This window comes from Mesorhizobium sp. M1169, from assembly GCF_040318345.1.
GTDB lineage: Bacteria > Pseudomonadota > Alphaproteobacteria > Rhizobiales > Rhizobiaceae > Mesorhizobium.
The window spans coordinates 56,167-81,360 of record NZ_JAMYME010000009.1 but is presented as its reverse complement, the minus strand read 5'-3'; the positions used below and the strand labels follow the sequence as shown (position 1 = coordinate 81,360).

Annotated in this window: 20 protein-coding genes; 15 read left to right on the top strand and 5 right to left on the bottom strand. The window is 64.3% G+C overall.

Annotated elements, in window-relative coordinates; genetic code table 11:
- Positions 1 to 155: 155 nt before the first annotated feature.
- Positions 156 to 974 (bottom strand): pyruvate, water dikinase regulatory protein, encoded by an 819-nt coding sequence (locus NKH41_RS11945; protein ID WP_254817949.1) that lies wholly within the window; start codon positions 972 to 974, stop codon positions 156 to 158.
- Between the two features lie 401 nt (positions 975 to 1,375).
- Between NKH41_RS11945 and hemE the strand changes: the two genes are divergently transcribed.
- The 3 genes from hemE (at position 1,376) to rho (ending at position 4,384) form a co-directional block, all read left to right on the top strand.
- Positions 1,376 to 2,404, top strand: coding sequence for a uroporphyrinogen decarboxylase (gene hemE / locus NKH41_RS11940; protein ID WP_352770135.1), 1,029 nt, complete (start codon positions 1,376 to 1,378; stop codon positions 2,402 to 2,404).
- A gap of 5 nt (positions 2,405 to 2,409) precedes the next feature.
- Complete coding sequence (gene hemJ / locus NKH41_RS11935) at positions 2,410 to 2,952, top strand: protoporphyrinogen oxidase HemJ (protein ID WP_352614786.1); 543 nt, start codon at positions 2,410 to 2,412, stop codon at positions 2,950 to 2,952.
- 166 nt (positions 2,953 to 3,118) lie between these two features.
- Positions 3,119 to 4,384 carry a transcription termination factor Rho gene (rho, locus tag NKH41_RS11930; protein ID WP_023675925.1) on the top strand — a complete coding sequence of 422 codons (1,266 nt, stop codon included), beginning with the start codon at positions 3,119 to 3,121 and terminating at the stop codon, positions 4,382 to 4,384.
- Positions 4,385 to 4,433: 49 nt separating this feature from the next.
- On the opposite strand, the gene NKH41_RS11925 is transcribed toward rho, so the two are convergent.
- Positions 4,434 to 6,452, bottom strand: coding sequence for a thioredoxin domain-containing protein (locus NKH41_RS11925; protein ID WP_352770132.1), 2,019 nt, complete (start codon positions 6,450 to 6,452; stop codon positions 4,434 to 4,436).
- Between the two features lie 58 nt (positions 6,453 to 6,510).
- On the opposite strand from NKH41_RS11925, the gene mnmE reads away from it, so the two are divergent.
- The 5 genes from mnmE to NKH41_RS11900 all read left to right on the top strand — a co-directional run bounded on the left by mnmE (position 6,511) and on the right by NKH41_RS11900 (position 12,522).
- Complete coding sequence (gene mnmE / locus NKH41_RS11920) at positions 6,511 to 7,839, top strand: tRNA uridine-5-carboxymethylaminomethyl(34) synthesis GTPase MnmE (RefSeq protein WP_352770129.1); 1,329 nt, start codon at positions 6,511 to 6,513, stop codon at positions 7,837 to 7,839.
- Between the two features lie 389 nt (positions 7,840 to 8,228).
- On the top strand, positions 8,229 to 10,118 hold the full coding sequence (mnmG, locus tag NKH41_RS11915) for a tRNA uridine-5-carboxymethylaminomethyl(34) synthesis enzyme MnmG (RefSeq protein WP_352932644.1): 1,890 nt from the start codon (positions 8,229 to 8,231) through the stop codon (positions 10,116 to 10,118).
- A complete protein-coding gene (gene rsmG, locus NKH41_RS11910) occupies positions 10,115 to 10,771 on the top strand; it encodes a 16S rRNA (guanine(527)-N(7))-methyltransferase RsmG (RefSeq protein ID WP_352453673.1) in 657 nt (218 codons plus the stop codon). The genes mnmG and rsmG overlap by 4 nt, the downstream gene beginning before the upstream one ends.
- A gap of 17 nt (positions 10,772 to 10,788) precedes the next feature.
- Positions 10,789 to 11,589: a ParA family protein gene (locus tag NKH41_RS11905; RefSeq protein ID WP_352770122.1), complete on the top strand. Its 801-nt coding sequence runs from the start codon at positions 10,789 to 10,791 to the stop codon at positions 11,587 to 11,589.
- Positions 11,590 to 11,640: 51 nt separating this feature from the next.
- Positions 11,641 to 12,522 (top strand): ParB/RepB/Spo0J family partition protein, encoded by an 882-nt coding sequence (locus NKH41_RS11900; RefSeq protein WP_352770120.1) that lies wholly within the window; start codon positions 11,641 to 11,643, stop codon positions 12,520 to 12,522.
- 228 nt (positions 12,523 to 12,750) lie between these two features.
- Here the strand turns inward: NKH41_RS11900 and holA are convergent, their stop codons facing one another.
- On the bottom strand, positions 12,751 to 13,797 hold the full coding sequence (holA, locus tag NKH41_RS11895; protein WP_352770117.1) for a DNA polymerase III subunit delta: 1,047 nt from the start codon (positions 13,795 to 13,797) through the stop codon (positions 12,751 to 12,753).
- 430 nt (positions 13,798 to 14,227) lie between these two features.
- On the opposite strand from holA, the gene NKH41_RS11890 reads away from it, so the two are divergent.
- From NKH41_RS11890 to lpdA, 4 genes are all read left to right on the top strand, one after another.
- Positions 14,228 to 15,460 carry a 3-methyl-2-oxobutanoate dehydrogenase (2-methylpropanoyl-transferring) subunit alpha gene (locus tag NKH41_RS11890; protein ID WP_254817940.1) on the top strand — a complete coding sequence of 411 codons (1,233 nt, stop codon included), beginning with the start codon at positions 14,228 to 14,230 and terminating at the stop codon, positions 15,458 to 15,460.
- Between the two features lie 2 nt (positions 15,461 to 15,462).
- The gene (locus NKH41_RS11885; RefSeq protein WP_352770114.1) at positions 15,463 to 16,476 is read left to right on the top strand and encodes an alpha-ketoacid dehydrogenase subunit beta; all 1,014 of its coding nucleotides are present in this window, start codon (positions 15,463 to 15,465) and stop codon (positions 16,474 to 16,476) included.
- Between the two features lie 10 nt (positions 16,477 to 16,486).
- Positions 16,487 to 17,878: a dihydrolipoamide acetyltransferase family protein gene (locus NKH41_RS11880; RefSeq protein ID WP_352770111.1), complete on the top strand. Its 1,392-nt coding sequence runs from the start codon at positions 16,487 to 16,489 to the stop codon at positions 17,876 to 17,878.
- A gap of 263 nt (positions 17,879 to 18,141) precedes the next feature.
- Positions 18,142 to 19,536 carry a dihydrolipoyl dehydrogenase gene (gene lpdA / locus NKH41_RS11875; RefSeq protein WP_352770109.1) on the top strand — a complete coding sequence of 465 codons (1,395 nt, stop codon included), beginning with the start codon at positions 18,142 to 18,144 and terminating at the stop codon, positions 19,534 to 19,536.
- Between the two features lie 168 nt (positions 19,537 to 19,704).
- Here the strand turns inward: lpdA and NKH41_RS11870 are convergent, their stop codons facing one another.
- Complete coding sequence (locus NKH41_RS11870; RefSeq protein WP_352770108.1) at positions 19,705 to 20,808, bottom strand: saccharopine dehydrogenase family protein; 1,104 nt, start codon at positions 20,806 to 20,808, stop codon at positions 19,705 to 19,707.
- Between the two features lie 123 nt (positions 20,809 to 20,931).
- On the opposite strand from NKH41_RS11870, the gene NKH41_RS11865 reads away from it, so the two are divergent.
- From NKH41_RS11865 to NKH41_RS11855, 3 genes are all read left to right on the top strand, one after another.
- The gene (locus tag NKH41_RS11865) at positions 20,932 to 21,360 is read left to right on the top strand and encodes an Lrp/AsnC family transcriptional regulator (RefSeq protein ID WP_352770106.1); all 429 of its coding nucleotides are present in this window, start codon (positions 20,932 to 20,934) and stop codon (positions 21,358 to 21,360) included.
- A 187-nt stretch (positions 21,361 to 21,547) separates the two neighbouring features.
- Complete coding sequence (locus tag NKH41_RS11860) at positions 21,548 to 21,913, top strand: RidA family protein (RefSeq protein WP_352491263.1); 366 nt, start codon at positions 21,548 to 21,550, stop codon at positions 21,911 to 21,913.
- Positions 21,914 to 21,935: 22 nt separating this feature from the next.
- Entirely contained in the window at positions 21,936 to 23,165 is a 1,230-nt protein-coding gene (locus tag NKH41_RS11855; protein WP_352770103.1) for an amidohydrolase/deacetylase family metallohydrolase, read from the top strand.
- Between the two features lie 155 nt (positions 23,166 to 23,320).
- On the opposite strand, the gene NKH41_RS11850 is transcribed toward NKH41_RS11855, so the two are convergent.
- Positions 23,321 to 25,102 (bottom strand): NAD(P)-binding domain-containing protein, encoded by a 1,782-nt coding sequence (locus NKH41_RS11850; protein WP_352770100.1) that lies wholly within the window; start codon positions 25,100 to 25,102, stop codon positions 23,321 to 23,323.
- Positions 25,103 to 25,194 lie beyond the last annotated feature (92 nt).

The window sequence follows — 25,194 nt, the reverse complement described above, 5'->3', positions numbered from 1 at the left end:
TTGCTGGCGTCACTAGGGTGCGTCGAGATTCAGGTCAGGCCGCGCCGAAAACGGTGGCTTCCGAGAACCGGAGCGGAGCGTACTTTTCGTACGTGAGCACCGGAAGCGCAGGAAACCGCCGTTTGCAGGCCGGCATCACCTGAATATCACACGCCCTACCGCGTCTTGCCGCGCAGGGCAACGATGGCCGCCGCCGTCTCCTCGATCGAACGGCGGCTGACGTCGATCATCGGCCAGCCGTGCCGCGTGCATATCTGGCGGGCATAGGCGAGCTCTTCGGCGATCGCGGCGCGGTCGACATAGTCGGTCGGTTCGTAGGCGCTGGTGCCGAGAATGCGGTTCTGCCGGACCTGCGAGATCCGTTCGGCGGTGGCGACCAGGCCGACGATCAGCGGCCTCGTGGCATTGACCAGGCTTTCGGGCACCGGAACGCCGAGCACGATCGGGATGTTGGCGGTCTTGATGCCGCGATTGGCGAGATAGATGCTGGTCGGCGTCTTCGAGGTGCGGGAGATGCCGACGAGCACGATGTCGGCATCATCCATATTGGCCGGCAGCTGGCCATCGTCATGCTCCATGGTGAAGTTGAGCGCGTCGATGCGGCGGAAATATTCGGCGTCCAGCACATGCTGGGCGCCGACGCGGCGGCCGGCAGGCGTGCCGAGATAGGACTGGAACACCGTCAGCACCGGTTCCAGCACCGAGACGCAGGGCAGGCCCATCGCCGCGCAGCGTTCGTCGATGCCGCGGGCAAGCTTCTGGTCGACCACCGTGTAGAGGATGATGCCTGGCTCCTCCTCGATATCTTCGAACACCTTCGTCACCTGCTTTTCGGTGCGGATGAGCGGGTAGATATGTTCGATGGCGCGCGCGTCCTTGTATTGCGCGGAAGCCGCGCGGCCGGCGGCCAGCAGCGTTTCGCCGGTCGCGTCGGAAATCAGGTGAAGATGAAAGAAGCTTTGCGGTTTGTTCACAGGATACATTCCAGGCTGTGGGCCGATGTGGATAAGCCGGGCGGAAAACTCGGCCACCGCAAAGCGACTGTATCAGATGCCGGTTTGTCCACAATTCGATGTGCTGTCGGCTTCTCCGGGCGGTTGGGGACAAGTCCGGGGACGGAGCTTCTTGCCGTCGCTTCATCCACAGGGGCAATTTCCCTGGCTTGGCGGCAACGCATTGACTCCAGTCGTAAATTCCCGACTTTCCACAAAGTCCTGCAATCCCGTTGGAGAAGCGCGCGACAATATGCTGGCTGGTCTTTTCGAGGGCAAAGCGGGACAGGAGACAACCACCACAACCAACAGACTCTTAGAATCATAAGATTCCTAAAAATAGAATATTTAATTATAGGGAAGCCTGGAAAGGCGAGTGCTCAATGCCTCAAGACCGGATCGTGCTGGACGTGTTGACAGGCAAGGCGGCGTTTCCGCCACCGCTCTGGGTGATGCGCCAGGCCGGCCGCTATCTGCCGGAATACCGGGAGACGAGGAGACGGGCCGGATCCTTCCTCGATCTTTGCTACGACCCGGATCTCGCCGTCGAAGTGACGCTGCAGCCGATCGAACGCTTCGGCTTCGATGCATCGATCCTGTTTTCCGATATTCTTGTCGTGCCGCATGCGCTCGGCCGCGACGTGCGCTTCGAGGAAGGACGCGGCCCGCTGCTGACGCCGATCACGGCTGCGGAAATTGCGGCTCTCGACGGCGAAACGTTTCACGTGAATCTCGAGCCGGTCTACGAGACGGTGCGGCGGTTGCGCGCCAGACTGCCTGATGAAACGACGCTGATCGGCTTCTGCGGTGCGCCCTGGACGGTGGCGACCTACATGATTGCCGGCCACGGTACGCCCGACCAGGCGCCGGCCAGGCTGTTCGCCTATCGCGAGCCGGCGGCCTTTCTTCGGCTGCTGAAGGTGCTCGCCGATCATTCGGCTGCCTATCTGATCCGCCAGATCGCGGCCGGCGCCGACGTGGTGCAGATCTTCGATTCGTGGTCAGGCGTGCTCGACGAAGCGTCTTTCGAATTGTTCTGCGTCGAGCCGGTGGCCTCGATCGTCCGGCAAGTGGAGGCTGCCCATCCCAATGTTCCGGTCATCGGCTTTCCCAAGGGCGCGGGAGATCACTATCGAAGCTATCGCCAGAAGACCGGCGTGACCGGGCTGGGCCTCGACTGGACCGTGCCGTTGTCGAGCGCGAAGGAATTGCAGCGTGACGGCGCCGTGCAGGGCAATCTCGATCCGCTGCGGCTTGTAGCCGGCGGCAAAGCGCTTGCCGACGGCGTGGGGGCGATCCTGAAGGCGCTGGGCGACGGACCACTGATCTTCAACCTCGGCCACGGCATCACGCCGGAGACGCCGCTGGCGCATGTCGAGCAGATGGTGAAACTGGTGCGGAGCGCATCGTGACGATGATGGGCGCAGACAATGCGAACAGCACCAACAGCGGTCGAGGGGCGATGCGCCGCGCGGCAATTGCGATCGCCATCTTCCTGGTGCTGGCCGGGCTGCTGTTTTTCTTCGGGCCCGATGATTTCTATCCCTGGGCGAAGGCGATCCATGTGATTGCCGTCATCTCCTGGATGGCTGGCATGCTCTATCTGCCGCGCTTGCTGGTCTATCATGCCGATGCCGAAAAAGGCTCCGTCCAGTCGGAGACTTTCAAGGTGATGGAGCGCCGCCTGCTGCGCGGCATCATCAATCCGGCAATGGTGATCACCTGGGCATTCGGCCTGTGGCTCGCCTGGAAAGGCTTTGGTTTTCAAGGCGGCTGGCTGCATGCCAAGATCGCTGCGGTGGTTGGCCTGTCGGCCGTGCATGGCTATCTCGCCGGCGCCGTCCGGACATTTGCCGAAGACCGCAATGAAAAATCGGCAAGGCACTGGCGGATCGTCAACGAGATCCCTACATTGCTGATGATCGTCATCGTCGTTCTGGTAATCGTGAAACCGTTCTGACGTCTTCGGTTGCCCGCAAAAGGCGGCTTGCTCTTTCAACCGACCGACGATAAAAGACGGGTCTTCCTTCCCGTCATGCGCCGCCCATTTATCGCTTCGGCCGCGCCCGGCATTTGTCGCATCCCGCCGATATTTTTCCCAAAGCTTACTCAGAGTCCGTCTAATGATGCAAGAAATGAAACTCACAGAGTTCAAGAACAAGAAACCGCCAGAGCTGATCGCTTATGCGGAATCGCTCGAGGTCGAGAACGCCAGCGTCATGCGCAAGCAGGAGCTGATGTTCGCGATCCTGAAGAGGCTGGCGACCCAGGATATCGAGATCATCGGCGACGGCGTCGTCGAAGTGCTGCAGGACGGCTTTGGCTTCCTGCGCTCCGCCAATGCCAACTATCTGCCGGGTCCCGACGACATCTATATTTCACCGTCGCAGATCCGGCGGTTCTCGCTGAAGACGGGCGATACGGTTGAAGGGCCGATCCGCAGCCCGAAAGAGGGCGAGCGCTATTTCGCGCTGCTCAAGGTCAACACGATCAATTTCGACGACCCGGAAAAAATCCGCCATAAAATTCATTTCGACAATCTGACGCCGCTTTATCCGACCTCGCGGCTGAAGATGGAGATGGAGGTTCCGACCTCCAAGGATATTTCGGCGCGCGTCATCGACCTGGTGGCGCCGCTCGGCAAGGGCCAGCGCGCGTTGATCGTGGCGCAGCCGCGCACCGGCAAGACGGTGCTATTGCAGAACATCGCCCATTCGATCACCACCAACCATCCGGAATGCTATTTGATCGTGCTTCTGATCGACGAGCGGCCGGAGGAAGTCACCGACATGCAGCGCTCGGTGAAGGGCGAGGTGGTATCCTCGACCTTCGACGAGCCGGCGGTGCGCCACGTCCAGGTTGCCGAAATGGTCATCGAGAAGGCCAAGCGCCTGGTCGAGCACGGCCGTGACGTCGTCATCCTGCTGGATTCGATCACCCGCCTCGGCCGCGCCTACAACACCGTCGTGCCGTCATCCGGCAAGGTGCTGACCGGTGGTGTCGACGCCAACGCGCTGCAGCGGCCGAAGCGCTTCTTCGGTGCTGCCCGCAACATCGAGGAAGGCGGCTCGCTGACCATCATCGCGACGGCGTTGATCGATACCGGCAGCCGCATGGACGAGGTCATCTTCGAAGAGTTCAAGGGCACCGGCAATTCGGAAATCGTGCTCGACCGCAAGGTGGCGGACAAGCGCATCTATCCGGCCATGGACATCCTCAAATCCGGCACCCGCAAGGAGGACCTGCTGGTCCCGCGCCAGGACCTGCAGAAGATCTTCGTGCTGCGCCGCATCCTGGCGCCGATGGGAACGACCGACGCCATCGAGTTCCTTATCGACAAGCTCAAGCAGACCAAGACCAACGCGGATTTCTTCGATTCGATGAATACGTAAAGGGGGCAAGGCGCTGTCCCGCCGGCGTTCCGGTTCTGTGCACCTCGACCTATCGACGGCGCAACTGCCGCTCGAGTTCCTCAGCGTCGGTTATCACCGGCAGGCAGACCTGCCCCGTGCAGAGCCAGGCGCCGGGCTCGGTCGTTGGCGGCAGGACGCCGCCTGGCAAGGCCGGCAGATTTGTCGCCGAGCCAACAGGCACGACGACGTCCACCCGGCGCGGGTCTGGATTTCGATTCGCAACCGGAACAAGCCTTAGAGTCTCCGGTCTATCCACAATCACCAGCTTCAGCGGTTCAAGCGCCAAGGCACAGGCATTGACTATACCCGCCTGGCCATAGCCCTGGTGCTCCGCCCGCCCGCCCGCGTGCTCTGCGACTGTCCAGGCTTTTTCCCAGAGATCGAGATCGCCCGAAAGCGACGACAATCGGACCAGAGCCTCGATGATCTGGCCGGTAGCGGAAGGAATGGCTTCGTCGACATCGCCGCGGATGCGGATCGGCACATCCGCGCTGTCGGACGCGGTCAGATAGTAGCCGGTCTTGTCGCTGTCCCGGTGCCAAAGATCGAGTTGCTCAATGAAGTTCCCGGCGCGATCGATGTAGCCGGGATTGCCGGTCGCCTCGAACAGTGAGATGGCGGCGTTGGCCATGGCGGCATAGTCGCTCGACAGAGCCGGAAACAGCTTCTTTGCGCCGAGCATCGAATGCGGCAGGCGGCCGTCACGTCCGGCAGCCGCAATTGCGCCAAAGGCCGTTGCCGCCGCTTCGATCCAGTCGGATCGGCCAAGCGACCGTCCGGCCTCGGCAAGGGCTGCGATCATCAAGCCGTTCCAGTCGGTCAGGGCCTTGCCGTCACGCCCGGGCCGCACGCGCTGTTCCCTCGCTGCCAGCAGCCTTTGCTTGAGCGGAACCAGAAGGTCACGATCGATGACGCTCTGCGCCTGTTGAGCATCAGTCTGGCAAATGATCGGCTTGCCTTCCCAACCATGCGGGTCGGCAAGCGTGAAGTATTTGAAAAACAATGCTGAATCGTCGCCAAGGGCTGCTTCTAGCTCATCCCTGCTCCAGGTGTAGAACAACCCCTCCTCGCCCTCGCTATCGGCATCAAGGCTGGCGGCGAAGGCATCGCCCTCGACTCGCATTTCGCGCAACAGCCAGGCAATGGTCTCTTCGATTCGCAGCCGGAACAATTCCTCGCCGGTTGACGCATAGGCCCAATTGCACAAGCGGATGAGCTGGGCATTGTCGTAGAGCATTTTTTCGAAATGCGGGACCAGCCATTCGGCGTCGGTCGAGTAGCGGCTGAGTCCGCCGCCAATATGGTCATAGATGCCGCCGGCCAGCATCTTTTCGAGGCTGAGGAGAACGGCGTCGCGGTGCGATGCGGTGCCGTCGCGCAGCCAGGTCAGCCAGAGGCTCTGCATGAACGGCGCGTTGGGGAATTTCGGCGCGCCGCGCAGACCGCCCAAATCGCGGTCGATCATGCCGTCAATGCCATTGGCGAGGTTCGCCAGCATGCCGCGGTCGAGCACGGCCTTGCCATGGCTGCCCGCCAGCCTCATCTCGACATGCGTGGTCAGGCCGTCGGCACTCTGGTTAACGCTTTCTTTCTTCTCCCGCCAAGCCTTGTCAACCGCCTCCAGCACCTGGACGAAACCCGGCCGGCCGTAGCGGGCTTCGCGCGGAAAGTAAGTGCCACCCCAGAACGGCTTGCCGTCCGGGGTCAGGAACATGGTCAGCGGCCAGCCGCCCTGCTCGCCCATCGAGGACAGCGCCGCCATGTAGATCTGGTCGATGTCGGGGCGCTCCTCGCGGTCGACCTTGATATTGACGAAGAGACGGTTCATGACGGCGGCGACGTCGTCGTTCTCGAAGCTCTCATGCGCCATGACGTGGCACCAATGGCACGCGGCGTAGCCGACAGAGAGCAGGATCGGACGCTGCAGCACCTTTGCTTCGGCCAGAGCGGCGGGCGACCATGGCCGCCAGTGCACGGGATTGCCGCTGTGCTGCTGCAGATAGGGGCTGGCCTCTTCGGCAAGCAGGTTTTGTGCAGGCAATGTCACGGCACTACTCGATGCGGATTGAACAGGCATAGCTAGGGCGCTTCGGCAGAGCGGGCAAATGATTTCAAAAGACTCCATCGTGGCGCTGTCGAGCGGGCGCCTGCCGGCCGGCATTGCGGTGATCCGGATTTCCGGGCCGCAGAGTCGATTCGCTGTCGAAACGATTGCTGGATCGAAGGTGCCAAACCGCGTTGCCACCTATCGCAAGTTCCGGGCGCCCGACGGATCGGTGCTGGACAGCGGCTTGGTCGTCTTCTTTGCCGGTCCCGACAGTTTTACCGGCGAGGACGTTGCAGAGTTCCATGTGCATGGCGGGCGCGCCGTCGTGGCGAGCATGCTGGAAACGATCGCCTCCTGCGACGGCGTCAGGCATGCCGAGCCTGGCGAATTCACCCGCCGCGCCTTTCTCAACGGCAAGCTCGATCTGGTCGAGACCGAGGCGCTGGCCGATCTCATCAACGCTGAAACCGAGGCGCAGCGGCGCTTTGCCGTTCACAACGCCCAAGGCGTGCAGAGCGAACTCTATCTGGGCTGGCGCAGACGGCTGATCCACGCCCGCGCGATGATCGAGGCCGAGATCGACTTTGCCGACCAGGATGACGTGCCGGGCTCGGTCGCCGATACGGTCTGGTCCGATGTCCGGGCCATGATCGACGAAATCGAGCGCCATGTCGCCGGCTTCCGCGCTGCCGAAATTATCCGCGACGGGTTCGAAGTCGTCATCCTCGGCGCGCCGAATGCCGGCAAGTCCAGCCTGTTCAACGCCCTGGCGCGGCGCGAAGCGGCCATCGTCACCGACGAGCCGGGCACGACCCGCGACCTGCTCGAGGTGGTACTGGACCTGCAAGGGGTGCGGGTCAGGGTAACCGACACCGCCGGTCTGCGGGAGGCGCCCGGCAAGATCGAGGCGATCGGCATCGAGAAGGCCAGGACCAAGGCGCACAGCGCCGATCTGCTGTTGCTGCTGGAGGATCTGGCGGAGCCAATCGCGATCGGTATGCTGCCGGGCGACATTCAGGCGCTGAGGGTCGGAACAAAAATTGACCTGCTGGGGGGCAAATCGCCCTCGCCTGCGGCGCACTATGATTTCGCTATCTCGACGCGGGACGGCACGGGTCTGACCGAACTGCTGGACGAGATCGGGCGTCGTGCCGCAGTCCAGATCGGCAAGGCCGGCGATGTCCTGCCGTCGCGGCTGCGGCACGTCGAGCTGCTCAACGAGACGAAACGCTTCCTGCTCGCAGCAGTGGTCAGTGGTGATCGCGGCCAGGAGCTACGGGCCGAGGAACTGCGCCTGGCGGCGGATCGGCTTGGACGCATCGTTGGGGCGGTCGATGTCGAGGATATGCTGGACGTTATCTTTTCGCAGTTCTGTATCGGCAAATGACTCACGTGAAACATAGGGGAAGGAGCACACCGGGGTGATTCACGTGAAACATGGGCCCAGGAATAGGGGGGACTGTTTCACGTGAAACGATCTCGCTCGTAGCGTCTCCCCTTCTCCCCCAAAGGGGAGAAGGTGGCCGAGCGAAGCTCGGTCGGATGAGGGGTGTTCCAGCCTGGCACCAACAGTGCTCCGTCCAGCACCCCTCAACCGTCTTGGCGCTGCGCGCCAATCCACCTTCTCCCACAAAGGGGGGAGAAGGAAAGACAGGGCGGCGCCAGGCGATCTCTGTCTGCATTGTCGGGGGCAGTCATGCGTCTGAAGGCCCTGCGTCCTTGACAGCGCGTGTCTCCAGGGACATGTGTCGGTCCACTTGAATTCGGGATTCTGAAATGACCAATCACTATGATGTGGTGGTGGTGGGCGGCGGTCATGCTGGTTGCGAGGCGGCTAGTGCGGCCGCGCGGGCTGGCGCCAGAACGGCGCTGGTGACGCTGCGCTTCGACACGATCGGCGTGATGTCTTGCAATCCGGCGATCGGCGGCCTCGGCAAGGGCCACCTGGTTCGCGAGATCGACGCCATGGACGGGCTGATGGGGCGCGTCGCCGATGCCGCAGGCATCCAGTTCCGTTTGCTCAATCGCCGCAAAGGACCGGCGGTGCGCGGGCCACGGACGCAGGCCGACCGAAAACTCTATCGGCTCGCCATGCAGGCGGCGATTCGCGAACAGGCTGGCCTCGATGTCATCGAAGGCGAGGTGCTGGATTTCGAAATCAACGACGGGGAAATCGACGACGGACGCATCGCGGCGGTGCTGCTGGCGGATGGAAGCCGGCTCGCCTGCGGCGCCGTGGTGCTGACGACCGGCACTTTTCTGCGCGGGCTGATCCATATCGGCGAGAAGAAGATCGTCGCCGGCCGCATGAACGAGCAGGCGAGCATCGGCCTGTCGGCGACGATGAGCCGCGCCGGCTTCAAGCTCGGGCGGCTGAAGACCGGCACGCCGCCGCGGCTGGACGGCAGGACGATCGATTGGGCGTCACTGGAGAGCCAGGCGGCGGACGAGGACCCCGTGCCGTTCTCGCTGCTCACCGATCGCATCGAAAATCCGCAGATCCATTGCGGCATCACCCGAACGACCAATGCGACGCACGAGCTGATTCGCGCCAATCTCGGCCGCTCGGCCATGTATTCGGGCTCGATCGAAGGCGTCGGGCCGCGTTATTGCCCGTCGATCGAAGACAAGATCGTCAAGTTCGGTGACCGCGAAGGCCACCAGATCTTTCTGGAGCCGGAAGGGCTGGACGACGACACGGTGTACCCGAACGGCATTTCGACCTCGCTGCCCGAGGACGTGCAACTCGACATCCTGAAGACCATTCCGGGGCTGGAGCGGGCAACCATGCTGCAGCCGGGCTATGCCATCGAGTATGACCATGTCGATCCACGCGAGCTCAAGCCGACGCTGGAAACCAGGCGGATCGCCGGCCTTTTCCTCGCCGGCCAGATCAACGGCACCACCGGCTACGAGGAGGCCGGCGCGCAGGGGCTGCTTGCCGGCTTGAATGCAGCGCGCAAGGCGTCGGCGAGCGAGGAAATCTTGCTCAGCCGCACCGAAGCCTATATCGGCGTGATGGTCGACGATTTGACCAGCCGCGGCATTGCCGAACCCTACCGCATGTTCACCTCGCGGGCCGAGTTCCGGCTATCGCTGCGAGCCGACAACGCCGATGAGCGGCTGACGCCACTGGCGATAAGGCTGGGGATTGCCTCGCCGGAGCGGATGCAGCGGTTCAACAATAGTATGCAAGACCTTGAGAAGGCGCGACAGCTCGCCCTCGGCACCACCATGACCCCCAATGAGGCAGCGCGCCATGGGCTCGAAATCAACCGGGACGGCGTCCGCCGCTCGGCCTATGAGTTGCTGGCCTATCCCGGCGTCGACATAGCCTGGCTGGCGGGGGTCGAGCCGGCTTTCGCGGCGATCGACAGCAAAACGGCCGAACGTCTTGAAACGGAAGCCAAATATTCTGTCTATCTCGACCGCCAGCAGGCCGATGTTTCGCAGATCAGGCATGAGGAGAGCAGGCTTATTCCCGAGTCGCTCGACTTTGCTTCTGTTCCCGGCCTGTCGAACGAGTTGAAGCAGAAGATGCTGGCACGCCAGCCGCGCTCGATTGCCGATGCGCAACGCATGGAAGGCATGACGCCGGCCGCGCTGGCGGTTATTGTCGCCCATGTCCGCAATGCCGAGGCGGCCGCGCGAAAGCAGGTCGCGTGAGCGCTGCGTCCTGGGCAAACCTGCAGGCGGCAGCGGGCCCGGTTTCACGTGAAACATTCGATCGCCTGGTCGAGTTCGAGGCCGTCTTCCGGAAATGGAACCGCCGGATCAATCTGGCCGCGCAATCGACGCAGGACGATGTCTGGCGCCGCCACATCCTCGACAGCGCGCAGCTGGCGCGAATCAAACCAGAGGCGAAGCGCTGGGTCGATCTCGGCTCCGGCGGTGGGTTTCCCGGCCTTGTGCTGGCCTTTTTGCTTGCCGAGCGGGACGGCGCCGGTATCGACCTGGTTGAAAGCAACCGGAAAAAAGCATCGTTCCTGCAAGCGGTCATCGGGCAGTTCGGCCTGCCCGCCAAGGTTATCGCGCGCCGCATCGAAGACAGCTATCCGCTTGTTCCAGCACCGCAAATCGTCACAGCCAGGGCACTCGCCTCGCTGCCCGGCTTGCTCGACCTGGCAGCACCGTGGCTGACCAAGGGGTCGCGCGGCCTGTTTCACAAAGGCCGGGATTACCGCGCCGAAGTGGCAGAAAGCGCTCAACGATGGTCTTTCGATCTGGTAGAACATGCCAGTGCAACCGACGCGCAGGGCGTCATTCTCGAAGTATCCGACTTGCGACAGCACCCTGCTTGTGACCGGCGACCCAAATGAATTTCTGGCATAGACCCATGATGAAGAACGGCCCCCGAATCATCACCGTCGCCAACCAGAAGGGCGGCGTCGGCAAGACGACGACCGCCATCAATCTGGCCACCGCGCTGGCGGCCATAGGCGAACAGGTGCTGATCGTCGATCTCGACCCGCAGGGCAACGCCAGCACCGGGCTTGGCATCGACCGGCGCGACCGCACCGTCTCGTCCTATGATGTGCTGACCGGCGAGCTGGATCTCGAAGCGGCGGCGATCCCGACGGCGGTGCCTGGCCTGTCGATCGTAGCGTCGACGCTCGACCTGCTCGGCATCGAGATGGAAATCGCCTCGGCGCCGGATCGGGTGCTGCGGCTGCGCAACGCTCTGCGGGCTTCGGCTGAGCGCTCGGCCAATTTCGGCTATGTGCTGATCGACTGCCCGCCGTCGCTCAACCTGCTGACACTGAATTCGATGGCTGCGGCCGATTCGGTGCTGGTGCCGCTGCAGTGCGAGTTTTTCGCGCTGGAGGGCCTGAGCCAGCTTTTGGAGACGGTCGAGCAGGTGCGCCGCTCGATCAACCCCGACCTGACGATCCAGGGCATCGTGCTGACCATGTTCGACGGGCGCAACAATCTCGCCAACCAGGTGGTGCAGGATGTGCGGGCGCATATGGGCGACAAGGTCTATGAAACCGTCATCCCGCGCAATGTCCGCGTTTCCGAGGCGCCGTCCTACGGCAAACCGGCGATTCTCTACGACCTCAAATGTTCGGGCAGCCAGGCCTATCTGCAGCTTGCCTCGGAAGTCATCCGCCGCGAGCGCAAATTGCGTGCCGCTTAACCGGTTGTAAATAATAAACCCGATTCGATACCGAAACGATCTGGACGGACGATGAACGAAGACCCTTCGAGGAAAAGACTGGGACGGGGACTGGCGGCCCTGATCGGCGAAATCGATCGCCCAGCGGCACCGGAAAAGCCCGGGTTGGCGGGCGACGGCAAGGTGCCGATCGAGTTCCTCAGCCCCAATCCGAAAAACCCGCGCCGGCATTTTGGCGACGCCGACCTGACCGACCTCGCCCAGTCGATCCGCGAACATGGCGTGGTGCAGCCGGTGGTGGCGCGGCCGTCGAAAACCCAACCGGGCCGCTACGAGATCATCGCCGGCGAGCGACGCTGGCGCGCGGCGCAACGCGCCGGGCTGACCGAAATCCCGATTATCGTGCGCGACGTCGACGATCGCACGGCGCTCGAACTGGCGATCATCGAAAACGTCCAGCGCACCGACCTCAACCCGGTCGAGGAGGCGCTCGGCTACCAGCAGCTGATCGACGACCATGGCTATACCCAGGCCGATCTCGGCCAGGTGATCGGCAAGAGCCGCAGCCATGTCGCCAACACGTTGAGACTGCTCAAGCTGCCCGACGTCATCCGCGACATGCTGGTCGACGGGTCGCTCTCGGCCGGCCACGCCCGTACCCTGGTGACGGCCAACGACCCGGCCGGGCTTGCCAAGCGGATCATCGATGAGGGGCTTTCGGTGCGCCAGGCCGAGGCCTTGGCGCAGCTGCCGGTCGGCGCGCCGTCGGCAAAACGCCAGCCCGCCGCACCGCCGCAAAAGGATGCCGACACGCTGGCGCTGGAGCGGCTGATGACCAGCACGATCGGCATGATTGTCACGATCGAGCACAACCAGCGCGGCGGCGTGATCAGCGTCGCCTACCGGACGCTGGAGCAGCTCGACGAGCTTTGCCGAAGGCTGAAGCGGGAGTAGGTAGGTTGCTAAAATTAGCCGGCAAATAAGATTTTTGCTGCCGTGCGGTGATTGGCGAAATCGTCGAAGTAGTTAATCTCCCCCCTTGAGGGGGAGATGGCCGGCAGGCCAGAAGGGGTCGTCAAATTTCAAGCGCCACCTCCTCTGTCGTCGCGGAAGGGGCTGGTGTTCTACGCGCTGTGACCCCCTCTGTCGCCTTTGGCGACATCTCCCCCTCAAGGGGGGAGATCAGGGGCGCTGCGCCAGCCTGGCACTCTCCACGGCGATGCCGAGCAGGGCCTGGCGTGCCAGCGCGACCGACAGATCCGGCCGCCGGCGTGTCTGCAGCACCGCCGTCTGCAGGCGGTTGAGGGCGCGGCCGAGCGCCTCGCTGCTCCAGCGTTCGAGGGCTTTCTCGACCAGCTTGCGCCTGGAGAAAAACACCGGCGGGCGCGCCGCGGCAACGACCGAAGCGGCATTGCGGCCGCCGGCGTCCATCAGGCCGCGCATCGCCTGAATCGCCTGCAACTGCCGCATCGCCGATGAAAGTACCAGAAAGGGTTGGCCGCCGGACTGGCAATGGCGGGTGAAGGCGGTATCGAAGTCGGCGATCCTGCCTTCGAGCAGGGCGTCGACCGCCGCGTCGAAGGAGAGGCCCGAGACATCGCCAGACGTCGCCTTGACGTCGTCGAGGCCGATTTCGGCCTGGCCATGCGCGTAAAGCACCAGCTTCTCGATCTCGCCGCGCGAGGCCAGCCGGTCGCCGCCGAGATTGCGGCGCAGCGCCTGCCGCGCCTCCAGCGTCATCGACATGCCGGCCTTGCGCAGTTCGTCGTCGATGACCGTGTCGATGTCCCTGGCCTCATCGGCGTAGCAAGGCAGAGCCATGGCATTGTCCGCCGCCTCCACCACGGCGCGCAGGCCGACGCCCTTCTTCAAGTCGCCGGCCTCGATGAGGATGATGGCGTCCCGCGCGGGCTCCGACGTCAGCGCCTTGACGTCATCGGCAAGCGCCTTCTGAGCGCCGGCGTTGCGCACCCATAGCAGGCGCCGCTCCGAAAACATCGGCACGGTGCGCGCCTCGTCGAGCAGACGGCCCTCGTCGCGATCGACTTCCGATCCGTCCAGCCTGACGACCGAGAACGGATCGTCGAGCGGCAGGCCGGTCTTGCCGGCAAAGGCCTTTGCCCGCTCGGCAACCAGCCCGCGATCGGGACCGTAAAGCAGCACGATCGAGACGCGCGGATCCGGCTTCGCGAGCCATGCATCGACCTCGTATGCTTTCTTTTGTGCCATGGGCGCTGATTAGCATGACGCGGGCGCGGGGTGAACGGCGCCGCCCTCCTTTCCTTCTCCCCCTTGTGGGAGAAGGTGGATTGGCGCGCAGCGCCAAGACGGTTGAGGGGTGCTGGCCGGAGCGCTGTTGGTGCCGAGCTGGAACACCCCTCATCCGACCGAGCTTCGCTCGGCCACCTTCTCCCACAAGGGGAGAAGGAGGTGCTCGCGCCGCCCAACCCGACGCATTGCCTTATCTGGCGGGAAACCCGGCGCAATCATCTCCCAAATTGCGCGCCGGCGCGGAAGATCGACAAGAAATTTCGCCGACATATCTCCATCCTGTCTGCCGCGGGCAGCAGCCAGCGGCAGCGAAGCCTCGCCCGACGAATTGGCACTGGTCTGGCGGTGTGCAAGTATCCTGGCCGGGCAACAGTGGAGGACCGAGATCATGGCCGATGCCGGAATGCTGCGCTTCCATGTTCCGGAACCGGAAGTGCGGCCGGGCGGGACGCCGGATTTCTCCAATGTGAGCATTCCAAAAGCTGGCTCGGTGCCGCGCCCGAAGATCGACGTCGACCCGCGCGACATCCGCGATCTGGCCTTCTCGATCATCCGCGTGCTCAACCGCGCCGGCGAGGCGGTCGGGCCGTGGGCAGGGCTGCTTTCGGACGACGAGTTGCTGGAGGGGCTGCGCCATATGATGACGCTGCGCAGCTTCGATGCGCGCATGCAGATGGCGCAGCGCCAGGGCAAGACCTCTTTCTACATGCAGCATCTCGGCGAAGAGGCAGTGAGCTGCGCCTTCCGCAAGGCGCTGTCGCGCGGCGACATGAATTTTCCGACCTATCGGCAGGCCGGCCTGCTCATCGCCGACGGCTACCCGATGGTCACGATGATGAACCAGATCTATTCGAACGAGGCCGATCCGCTGAAAGGGCGGCAATTGCCGATCATGTATTCATCGAAGGAGCACGGCTTCTTCTCGATCTCCGGCAACCTGGCGACGCAGTACATCCAGGCGGTCGGCTGGGCGATGGCCTCGGCAATCAGCAATGATTCAAAGATCGCCGCCGCCTGGATCGGCGACGGCTCGACTGCCGAATCCGACTTCCATTCGGCGCTGGTGTTTGCCTCGACCTACAAGGCGCCGGTCGTGCTCAACGTCGTCAACAACCAGTGGGCGATCTCGACCTTCCAGGGCATCGCCCGCGGCGGCTCCGGTACTTTTGCCGCCCGTGGGCTCGGCTTCGGTATTCCGTCGCTGCGCGTCGACGGCAACGACTATCTCGCCGTCCATGCGGTGGCCAAATGGGCGGCGGAACGGGCGCGCAGCAATCTCGGGCCGACGCTGGTCGAATACGTCACTTACCGCGTCGGCGCCCATTCGAGCTCCGACGACCCGTCGGCCTACCGGCCGAAGGCCGAGTCCGATGCCTGGCCGCTCGGCGACCCGATCGTCAGGCTGAAGAACCATCTCATCCAGCGCGGCGTCTGGTCGGACGAACGCCACGCCCAGGCCGAGGCGGAAATCCTTGACACGGTGATTTCGGCGCAGCGGGAGGCCGAGCGCCATGGCACCCTGCATGCCGGCGGCAAGCCCTCGGCGCGCGACATGTTCGAGGGCGTCTATGCCGAGATGCCGCCGCATCTCAGGCGCCAGCGCCAACAGGCAGGGGTCTGACCATGCCGCGGCGGACCATGATCGAGGCGATCCGCGACGCCATGGACGTGTCGATGGCGCGCGACAGCCAAGTCATCGTGTTCGGCGAGGATGTCGGCTTCTTCGGCGGCGTCTTCCGCTGCACGCAAGGCCTGCAGGCGAAATACGGCAAGGGCCGCTGCTTCGATGCGCCGATCAGCGAATCCGGCATTGTCGGCGCGGCCATCGGCATGGCCGCCTACGGGCTGAAGCCTTGTGTCGAGGTGCAGTTTGCCGACTATGTTTATCCAGCCTACGACCAGATTGTCTCGGAAGCGGCGCGGCTGCGCTACCGGTCGAACGGCGATTTCACCTGCCCGATCGTCGTGAGAATGCCGACCGGCGGCGGCATTTTCGGCGGCCAGACCCACAGCCAGAGCCCGGAGGCGCTGTTCACCCACGTCTCCGGCCTGAAAGTCGTGGTGCCCTCGAACCCGCATGACGCCAAGGGCTTGCTGATCGCGGCGATCGAGGATCCGGACCCGGTGATCTTCCTGGAGCCGAAGCGGCTTTATAACGGCCCGTTCGACGGTCATCATGAGCGGCCGGTAACGCCATGGTCGAAACATGAGCTCGGCGAGGTTGCCGACGGCCATTACACGGTGCCGCTCGGCAAGGCGGTGATCCGACGGCCGGGTGCGGCAGTCACCGTGCTTGCCTATGGCACGATGGTCTATGTCGCCCAGGCGGCAGCCGAGGAGACCGGCATCGATGCCGAGATCATAGATCTGAGGACACTGCTGCCGCTCGATCTCGAGACGATCGTCGCCTCGGTCAACAAGACCGGGCGCTGCGTCATCGTGCACGAGGCGACGCTGACATCGGGGTTCGGTGCCGAACTTTCGGCGCTGGTTCAGGAGAGCTGCTTCTATCATCTGGAAGCGCCGGTGGCGCGGGTCACCGGCTGGGACACGCCCTATCCTCATGCGCAGGAGTGGGACTATTTTCCCGGTCCTGCCCGGCTAGGCCGCGCGCTGGTCGAAACGATGGAAGCCTGAAGAGGGAACGATGGGCGAATATGTCATCAAGCTGCCCGATGTCGGCGAAGGCGTCGCCGAGGCCGAGCTCGTCGAATGGCAGGTCAAGGTCGGCGATCTCGTGCGCGAGGACGCCGTGCTTGCCGCTGTCATGACCGACAAGGCGACGGTCGAAATTCCGTCGCCCGTCGATGGCGAGATCGTCTGGTTGGGCGCCGAGATCGGCGACACGGTGGCGATCGGCTCGCCGATTGTCAGGTTGAAGGTGGCGGGCGAGGGCAATGTGAACGCAGGCGCGAAATCGGCGGAGGGTGAGGCGGCACCTACCCCCACCCCTAGCCCCTCCCCACAAGGGGGAGGGGGACGAGCTTCGGCCGCCAAAGCCGAAGCCAGGTCCAGCTCGCCCTTGGTCGGGCATGTGCCAAGAACCGAGGGCGCACGAACGGCGGATACGGAGTCCCCCTCCCCCTTGTGGGGAGGGGTTAGGGGTGGGGGTACTGCGCCGGCTTTCGGGGGTATAGCGCCGGTCGGTGCGCCGCGCCCCGAGGGCGAAAAGCCACTGGCCTCGCCGGCCGTCCGCCTCAGGGCGAAAGAGGCCGGCATCGACCTTCGGCAGGTCCCGGGAACCGGCCCGGCCGGCCGCATCCGGCACGAGGACATCGACGCCTTCCTGGCACGCGGACCGCAGCTCGCGAAGGCCCCTGGCCTCGCCCGCAACGAGGCGGTCGAGGACATCAAGATAGTCGGGCTCAGGCGAAGGATCGCCGAGAAGATGACGCTGGCCAGGTCGCGCATCCCGCATATCACCTATGTCGAGGAGATCGACGTCACCGCGCTCGAGGATTTGCGCGCCGCGCTCAACAAGGAGAAGCGGCCCGGCGCGGACAGGCCGAAGCTGACGCTGCTGCCGTTCCTGATGCGGGCGATGGTCAAGGCAATCGCCGACCAGCCCAATGTCAACGCACTGTTCGACGACGAAGCCGGCATCGTCCACAAGCATGGCGGCGTCCATATCGGCATCGCCGCGCAGACGGCTTCCGGGCTGATGGTGCCGGTGGTCAAGCACGCCGAGGCGCGCGACATCTGGGACTGTGCAGCCGAGGTTGTCAGGCTGGCCGAGGCGGCAAAATCCGGCACGGCGACGCGCGACGAACTGTCGGGATCGACCATCACCATCACTTCGCTGGGCGCCATGGGCGGCGTGGCGACGACGCCGGTGATCAATCATCCGGAAGTGGCGATCGTCGGCGTCAACAAGATGATGGTGCGGCCGGTATGGGACGGCAGTCAGTTCATCCCGCGCAAGATGATGAACCTGTCCTCCAGCTTCGACCACCGCGTCATCGACGGCTGGGACGCGGCGGTGTTTATCCAGCGGATCAAGACGCTGCTGGAGACGCCGGCGCTGATTTTTGTGGACTGAGGAGATGAGAACGGTCGCAAAGGCCCCCTCGCCCGGCAGCATGGGGCGCCGGGACGCTGGCTCCCCCTTCTCCCCTTGTGGGAGAAGGTGTCGCCGAAGGCGACGGATGAGGGGTGCTCCAGCTTGGCACCTACCGCACTCCGTCCAACACCCCTCATCCGTCTCGGCGCTACGCGCCGATCCACCTTCTCCCACAGGGGGAGAAGGAAAGGCGCGCAGCGGCCGGATGGTGGGGCATTTATCCCCGAAAGGACGCAGCTGACATGAAGGAAATCTCCTGCAAGCTGCTGGTCATCGGCGCCGGTCCGGGCGGCTATGTCTGTGCCATCCGCGCCGGGCAGCTTGGCATCGATACGGTGATCGTCGAGGCAGGCAGACCGGGCGGCACTTGCCTCAATGTCGGCTGCATCCCGTCAAAGGCGCTGATTCATGCAGCCGAAGAGTTCGAAAAGCTCTCGCACATGGCCGGCGGCAAAAGTCCACTCGGCATAACGGTCGCGGCACCGTCGCTTGATCTCGCGGCGACCATTGCCTGGAAAGACGGCATCGTTAGCCGGCTGAACAACGGCGTCGCCGGCCTGCTGAAGAAAGCTGGCGTGAAGACGGTGCATGGCTGGGCGACATTTCGCGACGGCAAGACCGTTGCCGTCGAGACCGAGATCGGCATGCAGGTGATCCGCGCCGAAACGGTGGTGATAGCGACCGGCTCGGCGCCGGTCGAGCTGCCGTCGCTGCCGTTCGGCGGTCCGGTCATTTCGTCGACCGAGGCGCTGGCGCTGAGCGAAGTTCCGGAGAGGCTGGCGGTGGTCGGCGGCGGCTATATCGGGCTGGAACTCGGCATCGCCTTTGCCAAGCTGGGCGCCAAGGTGACCGTGGTCGAGGCGTTGCCGCGCGTGCTGGCGCAATATGATGCGGAACTGACCCGCCCGGTGGTGAAGCGGCTGGCCGAACTCGGCATCGAGGTGCTCGTGAACGCCAAGGCCAAGGGGCTGTCCACTAAGCGCGACGCGCTGCTGGTCGAGACGAATGGCGGCAAGAACGGCAAGATCGCTGCCGACAAGATGCTGGTCACGGTCGGTCGCAAGCCGGTGACCGAAGGCTGGGGGTTGGAGCAGATCGACCTCGACATGGCCGGACCCTTCATCCGCATCGACGACCAGTGCCGCAGCTCGATGCGCGGCATCTTTGCCATTGGCGACGTCACCGGCGAGCCGATGCTGGCGCATCGGGCCATGGCGCAAGGCGAAATGGTCGCCGAGATCGTTGCCGGCCACAAGCGCAGCTGGGACAGACGAGCGATCCCGGCTGTCTGTTTCACCGATCCGGAGCTGGTCACCGCAGGCCTGTCGCCGGAGGAGGCCAAGACCCGTGGCGAGATCAAGGTCGGACAGTTTCCCTTCACCGCCAATGGCCGGGCGATGACGAAGTTGGGCGAGGACGGATTCGTTCGGGTAGTGGCGCGGGCGGACAACCATCTGGTGCTTGGCATCCAGGCCGTCGGCCAGGGCGTGTCGGAGCTGTCCACTGCGTTTGGGCTGGCGCTGGAGATGGGCGCGACGCTGGAGGATATCGCCGGGACGATCCATGCCCATCCGACGCAGGGCGAGGGTTTTCCGGAAGCGGCGCTGAAGGCGCTGGGGCACGCACTGCATGTCTGATGGCTCGCGCTCTCCCCCCTTGAGGGGGAGATGGCCGGCAGGCCAGAGGGGGTCGGTTCGACTGGATGCGACCTCCCTTGCGACAGATGGAGGTTGGCGCTCTACGCGAGGCGACCCCCTCTGTCGCCTTCGGCGACATCTCCCCCTCGAGGGGGGAGATTACGCAGCTCATCCCGCAAGCCGGCTAACCATTTCGTGCTGCGCATAGGCGCGGCCGAAGCGGTTGGCCAGGAACGCGTCGAGGGCGATGTCCTCCTGCTTGATGAAACCTCTTGCCGGCAAGGTGCCGTCGGCGAGCATGTCGAGCACGGCGCAGATCGCCGATGCGGTGGTGATCTGGATGGCGCTGCGCACCATTTCGCCGTCGCGCCTGGCGTAGATCTTGTTGGCGTAGGTCTCCTGCAGCAGTCGGCCGTTCTTGCGGCCGCTGACGGTGACGAAGACTATGACGACGTCCTGCAGCGTCGCCGGCAGGGCGCTTTCGAAAATGTCCTTCAGCACGTCGCGGCGGTGGCGCAGGCCGAGGTCGTTGAGCAGCGCCTTCATGATCGCCGCATGGCCGGGATAGCGGATGGTGCGGTAGTTCAGCGTGCGCACTCTGCCCTTCAGCGTTTCGGCCAGCGTGCCCAGCCCGCCCGAGGTGTTGAACGCCTCATAGGTGACGCCGTCGAGCGAGAATTCTTCACGCTCCTCGAGCGGCGGCACTTCGATCAGCTCGCCTTCGACGATCGCCTCGCAAGGCTCGCAATATTCGTTGATGACGCCGTCGGTGCTCCAGGTCAGATTGTAGTTCAGCGCATTCGACGGGTACTGCGGCAGCGCGCCGACCCGCATGCGCACGCTTTCCAGCGTGTCGAAGCGGCTGGCGAGATCGTTGGCAACGATCGAGATGAAGCCGGGCGCCAGACCGCATTGCGGGATGAAGGCGCTGTTGCCGGAGCGCGCCAGTTCCTTGACCCGCCTGGTGCTGACGACGTCCTCGGTCAGATCGAGATAGTGCACGCCGGCGCTGGCCGCCGCCTCGGCGATGCGCGTGGTCAGATGGAAGGGCGCCGCGCTGAGCACCGCGAATTTGCCGGCCAGGGCCGCTTCGAGGGTGCCGGCGGCTTCGATGTCGAGTTCCAGCGTCTCGACCGTTTCAGGCAGTTCGGCCGCGCCGAGCTGCGCCGCCGAGCGGTCGACGAGCGTAACATGGTAGTTGCCCGTGGAAGCCAGCATCTCGGCAATGGTTGAGCCGATCTTGCCGGCGCCGACGACGATGATTTCCTTCATGACCGGTCCCTCGCACCAATGCTAAATTCACGGTTAGAATCGCAGCTTGCCTGTCGAAAGGAAGCGTGAGATTGTACGAAACGCAGCCTCTCTTTGGGCAATGTGACGGTAAGGTTCGTCGAAATGCTCAGCGATGCCGACCAGGCTCTGCTTTCCCTGCTGCGCACCAATGCGCGCGCCTCGACCGCAGAACTGGCGCGGCGCCTCGGCGTCTCACGAACGACGGTGCAAAGCCGGATCGAGCGGCTGGAAGAGCGCGGCATCATCGCCGGCTACGGGGTCAGGCTGTCGCCGGATTACGAGCAGGGGCTGGTCAGGGCGCATGTCCTGCTCACCGTCACCCCCAAGCTTGCCGACAAGGTGGTGCGCAGCCTGCAGGCGCTTGCACCGGTTCGCACGCTGCACTCGGTTAGCGGCAATTTCGACATGATCGTCATCGTCGAGGCGCCGTCGATCAGGGATCTCGACACGCTTCTCGACCAGATCGGCGCCATGGACGGAGTCGAGCGCACGTCGTCGTCGATCATCCTGTCGACGCGGATCGACCGCTGAGCGGGCTGGTGTCGCGGGTCCAGACGCTGGCGCGAAGGATCACCGAGCGCAGTGATCGTTCTGGCGCTCTCGCGGCAAAGCGATATAGGCTTCGAAGATGTTGGATGAGACTCGCAGAGGGGCCGCGTCCTCTCGCGCCAAGCTGACAAGTCGCGCGGTCACGCAACGATTTCCAGAGGAGGCCTCCTTGCCCAAGCAATGTTTTGGAAAATCCCATGTGCCGTTGTCGCCGGCGGTCAGGGCCGGCGATTTCGTCTATGTCTCAGGCCAGGTGCCGGTCGGCACAGACGGGCTGGTGGTCAAGGGCGGCATCGCCGAACAGACCGAGCAGGTGCTGTCGAACGTCAAGGCGGCACTGGCGCTGGCCGGCTGTACCCTGGACGACGTAGTCAAGACGACGGTCTGGCTCGAAGACGCCCGCGATTTCGGTATCTTCAACACCGTCTATGCCAGGCATTTCCCGAAAGACCCGCCGGCGCGCACGACAGTGGAGTCGCGGCTGATGATGGACATCAAGATCGAGGTCGAGGCCGTTGCCTACAGGCCGGCGTGACGGGAAAGTGGAGACAGGCGCGATGCAATTCGATCTCCTGATAAAAGGCGGCCGCCTCATCGATCCGGCGTCCGGCCTCGACGCGCAGCGCGATCTGGCGATTGCCGACGGCCGTATCGCCGCGATCGACACCGAAATCCCCTTCGAACGTGCCGCCCGCGTCATCGATGCCACGGGCTCGATCGTCGCGCCGGGCCTGATCGACCTGCACAGCCATGTTTATTGGGGCGGCACGTCGCTCGGCGTCGATGCCGACCGGCTCGCCGCAAAGAGCGGCACCACCACCTTCATCGATGCCGGAAGCGCCGGCGCCGGCAATTTCCTCGGCTTTCGCCGCCACGTCATCGAGCGCTCGAAAGTCCGCATCCTGGCCTATGTCAACATTTCCTTTGCCGGCATATTCGGCTTCTCGCAGACCGTGGCGGTCGGCGAGTGCAGCGACCTCCGGCTCTGCGAACCGCGCGAGACCGTAGCGGCGGCTCGCGAGCACGCGGACGTGGTTGTCGGCGTCAAGGTCCGCTCGGGTCGCCATGCCGGCGGCACCAGCGGCATCGCGCCGGTCGATCTCGCGCTCGAAGCCGCCGACAAAGCCGGCCTGCCGCTGATGGCGCACATAGACGAGCCGCCGCCGGGCCGCTCGGAAGTGCTGCCGCGGCTGCGCAAGGGCGACATCCTCACCCACTGCTTCCGGCCGTTTCCCAACGCGCCGGTCTTCGCCTCGGGGGCGGTGCGGCCAGATATGCGGCTGGCGCGCGAGCGCGGCGTCATCTTCGATATCGGCCACGGCATGGGCTCGTTCGATTTCGAAGTGGCCAAGGCGATGCTCGGCGAGGGGCTGGCGCCGGACGTGATCAGCAGCGACGTGCATCTCTACTGCGTCGACGGGCCGGCCTTCGACATTCTGGTGTGCATGTCGAAGCTGCTGGCGCTCGGCATGCCGCTGGTCGAGGTGCTGCGCGCCGCGACACAGCGGCCGGCCGAAGCGATCGCCAGGCCCGATCTCGGCAGGCTGGCGGTGGGTGCGGTTGGCGACATCGCGGTGCTGCGGCTGCGTCCGGGCCGCTTCACCTTTGTCGATTCGGTCGGCGCTTTGCTGGTCGCCGAGCAAAGGCTGGTCTCGGACGGAATCGTGGTCGGCGGCAGCTGGTGGCCGAACGAGGCGGTGGACGATCTCGGCGAAACCGAGCGTTTCGAAGCGCATGCGCACGACACGCATGTCGATGTTGTGAGCCGGCATTTCGGGCGTGGGTGATCTCCCCCCTTGAGGGGGAGATGTCGCCGAAGGCGACAGAGGGGGTCGGTTCGACCGGGCTCGTCTTCCTGCAACGGATGGAGGTTGGCGCTCGACGCGCGGCGACCCCCTCTGGCCTGCCGGCCATCTCCCCCTCAAAGGGGGAGATCACAGCTTCACCGCCCCGCCGCTCCATAAACCGGCGTCGCAATGCCTTCCATCCTCGCCTTGATCTGCAGCGCGACGAACTTCGAATAGAAGCGCGACAGCGCCAGATTGCCGCCGTGGAACCACAGCGCTTCCTGTGCCGTCGGCTTCCACATGTTGCGCAATTCGCCTTGCCATGGACCCGGGTCGCCTTTCACGCCCGAGCCAATCCCCCAGCACGGGCCGACCTTGTCGGCGACTTCGCGCGAGACGATCGCCGCCACGGTTTCGTTCATCGAGAGATAGCCGGTGCAGGCGATGATTGCGTCGGCCGCCAGTTCGGAGCCGTCGTCGAAGAGGATGCCTGTCTGCGTCAGCGACTTGATCCCGACGCCGCTGCGGATGCCGATCTCGCCGTCGATGATCAGGTCGCAAGCGCCGACTTCGATGTAGAAGCCCGAGCCGGTGCGGTAGGCCTTCATCAGGAGCCCGGTCTCGTCGTCGCCGAAATCGATGGCGAAGCCGGCGCCGCGCAAACGATCGTAGAAGGCCGCGTCGCGCGCCTTGATGATGTCGTAAAGCGCCCGCTGGCCTTGCGGCAGCAGCGCGAACGGCGTCGAGGCGACGATCATGTCGGCCTTCTCGGTGGTGATGCCGCGGGCCAGCGCCTTTTCCGAAAAGATCTCGAAACCGATCTCCATCAGCGTGTCCGACTTGACCACCGTCGTCGGCGAGCGCTGGACCATCGTCACCTCGGCGCCGCTCTCCCAGAGGTCGACGCTGACGTCATGGCCGGAACTTGCGGCGCCGATGACGGCGACCTTTTTGCCGCGGAATTTCTCGCCGCTGGAATACTGGCTGGAATGCAGGATCTCGCCCTGAAAGACCTCGGCACCCGGCAGGTCGATGCGCCTGGGCGGGCCATAAGCACCGGTTGCAAAGACGATGTGCCTGGGTTTCAGCGTGATGCGCTCGCCGGCGCGGTCGAGCTCTACCGTCCAGACCCTTTCGGTCTCGTCATAGGACGCGCTCACGCATGTCGTGGAGGTCCAGTAGTTGAGCTCCATGACGCGCGTATACATCTCCAGCCAGTCGCCCATCTTGTCCTTGGGCGTGAACACGGGCCAGTTCTCGGGAAACGGTATGTAGGGCAGATGGTCGTACCAGACCGGGTCGTGCAGCACGAGCGAGCGGTAGCGATTGCGCCAGGAATCGCCGGCCTGGGCGTTCTTCTCGATGACTATGGCCGGCACGCCCAATTGCCTGAGCCGGGCGCCCAGCATGATGCCGCCCTGGCCGCCGCCGATGACCAGGCAATAAGGCTGCTGGCCGGCGCCGAGTTCACGCGTCTCGCGCGCCCTCGCCTCCAGCCAGGTCTCGCGCTCCGGATCGGCCTTATGGCGGACGCCCAGCGGCCGCGCCGGGCCCTTGCGCTCCTCAAACCCCTTGAGATCGCTCATCGCGGTAAACAGTGTCCGGCATTTGCCGTCCCTGAGGCGCATGATGCCTTGGCCCCACGCCGATGACGTCTCGAAAGAAAACCAGGCTTCGATCGTGCCTTCGTCCGAAGTAGCTTCGCCGCTGAGCTGCCACCGGGCAGGTTTTGTCGTTGCCAGCGTCGCCGCCAGCATGTCGCGGATCGCGACGCGGCCCTCCATCGTCCTGACGTTCCAGGTGAAGGTCAAGAGATCGCGCCAGTAGCAGTCCTCGACGAACAAATTGGTTGCCGCCTCGACGTCGCCGGCCTCGAGCGCCCGGGCAAAGGAATCGAGCCAGGTGGCAGCCTGTTTCGTCGGTGCGATGTCGAGCATCTGTCTTGCCTAACTTCCAGTGGCCTTTGCGCTGACCTCATTCTTACCCTTTCCCGGTTCTTTGCGGGAGAGGGTAAGGGCCGTGCAAACAG

What these genes read in the sequence shown, in the direction of transcription:
- mnmG (WP_352932644.1), top strand. Translation starts at nt 8,229, where the DNA reads ATGACCAATCACTATGATGTGGTGGTGGTGGGCGGCGGTCATGCTGGT.
- NKH41_RS11855 (WP_352770103.1), top strand. Translation starts at nt 21,936, where the DNA reads ATGCAATTCGATCTCCTGATAAAAGGCGGCCGCCTCATCGATCCGGCG.
- NKH41_RS11870 (WP_352770108.1), bottom strand. Translation starts at nt 20,808, where the DNA reads ATGAAGGAAATCATCGTCGTCGGCGCCGGCAAGATCGGCTCAACCATT.
- NKH41_RS11900 (WP_352770120.1), top strand. Translation starts at nt 11,641, where the DNA reads ATGAACGAAGACCCTTCGAGGAAAAGACTGGGACGGGGACTGGCGGCC.
- holA (WP_352770117.1), bottom strand. Translation starts at nt 13,797, where the DNA reads ATGGCACAAAAGAAAGCATACGAGGTCGATGCATGGCTCGCGAAGCCG.
- NKH41_RS11905 (WP_352770122.1), top strand. Translation starts at nt 10,789, where the DNA reads ATGATGAAGAACGGCCCCCGAATCATCACCGTCGCCAACCAGAAGGGC.
- lpdA (WP_352770109.1), top strand. Translation starts at nt 18,142, where the DNA reads ATGAAGGAAATCTCCTGCAAGCTGCTGGTCATCGGCGCCGGTCCGGGC.
- NKH41_RS11880 (WP_352770111.1), top strand. Translation starts at nt 16,487, where the DNA reads ATGGGCGAATATGTCATCAAGCTGCCCGATGTCGGCGAAGGCGTCGCC.
- hemE (WP_352770135.1), top strand. Translation starts at nt 1,376, where the DNA reads ATGCCTCAAGACCGGATCGTGCTGGACGTGTTGACAGGCAAGGCGGCG.
- hemJ (WP_352614786.1), top strand. Translation starts at nt 2,410, where the DNA reads ATGGGCGCAGACAATGCGAACAGCACCAACAGCGGTCGAGGGGCGATG.
- NKH41_RS11885 (WP_352770114.1), top strand. Translation starts at nt 15,463, where the DNA reads ATGCCGCGGCGGACCATGATCGAGGCGATCCGCGACGCCATGGACGTG.
- mnmE (WP_352770129.1), top strand. Translation starts at nt 6,511, where the DNA reads ATGATTTCAAAAGACTCCATCGTGGCGCTGTCGAGCGGGCGCCTGCCG.
- NKH41_RS11850 (WP_352770100.1), bottom strand. Translation starts at nt 25,102, where the DNA reads ATGCTCGACATCGCACCGACGAAACAGGCTGCCACCTGGCTCGATTCC.
- NKH41_RS11865 (WP_352770106.1), top strand. Translation starts at nt 20,932, where the DNA reads ATGCTCAGCGATGCCGACCAGGCTCTGCTTTCCCTGCTGCGCACCAAT.
- rho (WP_023675925.1), top strand. Translation starts at nt 3,119, where the DNA reads ATGCAAGAAATGAAACTCACAGAGTTCAAGAACAAGAAACCGCCAGAG.
- NKH41_RS11890 (WP_254817940.1), top strand. Translation starts at nt 14,228, where the DNA reads ATGGCCGATGCCGGAATGCTGCGCTTCCATGTTCCGGAACCGGAAGTG.